The sequence below is a fragment of the Cyclobacterium jeungdonense genome (assembly GCF_010994275.1).
GTDB lineage: Bacteria > Bacteroidota > Bacteroidia > Cytophagales > Cyclobacteriaceae > Cyclobacterium > Cyclobacterium jeungdonense.
In genome coordinates this window covers 1-580 of sequence record NZ_WMCD01000037.1, presented here as the reverse complement: position 1 = coordinate 580, position 580 = coordinate 1, and the positions used below count along the sequence as shown (strand labels likewise).

Sequence of the window (580 nt, the reverse complement as noted above, 5' to 3'; positions counted from 1 at the left end):
CCTGAAGCCTGAACATGAGCTAGCCGATATTATCCGAATTCATGGAGGGAGTTTTCAGGAGAAATTCGATCCTCCCGTTCAGGTCAAAAAGACCCTGAATGCAATTTCGATATGTAGAACCAGAGCCCTGGGGGGGCATCGTAGCGTGTGCAAAAGCTGTGGCGTAGAAACGATCAGTTATAACTCTTGTCGCAACCGGCATTGCCCCAAGTGCCAGGTCACTAACCGTGAAAAATGGATATTGGACCGGGAGAGCGAACTTCTTCCCGTTCCCTACTACCATATTGTCTTCACATTACCCCATGCATTCAATGAATTATTGCCCCATTACGACAAGGAAATATATACCGCTCTGTTCTCCGCCTGCTGGCTTACCATCAGCAAATTTGCTGCTGACACCAAATACCTGGGAGCCAAAACAGGAATGGTAGCCATTCTACATACATGGGGGCAACAACTCTGGATCCACCCTCATCTTCACTGTATCGTCCCGGGAGGAGGAATCACACCTTCAGGTAAATGGAAAAACTGCAGGTATAAAAACAAATACCTCTTTCCAAAAAGAGCATTGAGTACTGTC

At 46.9% G+C, this 580-nt stretch carries 1 protein-coding gene; it reads left to right on the top strand.

What is annotated here, in order from left to right:
- Window position 1 precedes the first annotated feature (1 nt).
- Window positions 2–580 (top strand): IS91 family transposase (locus GKS34_RS23215; RefSeq protein WP_438834612.1); only part of this gene is annotated, 579 nt, incomplete at its 3' end.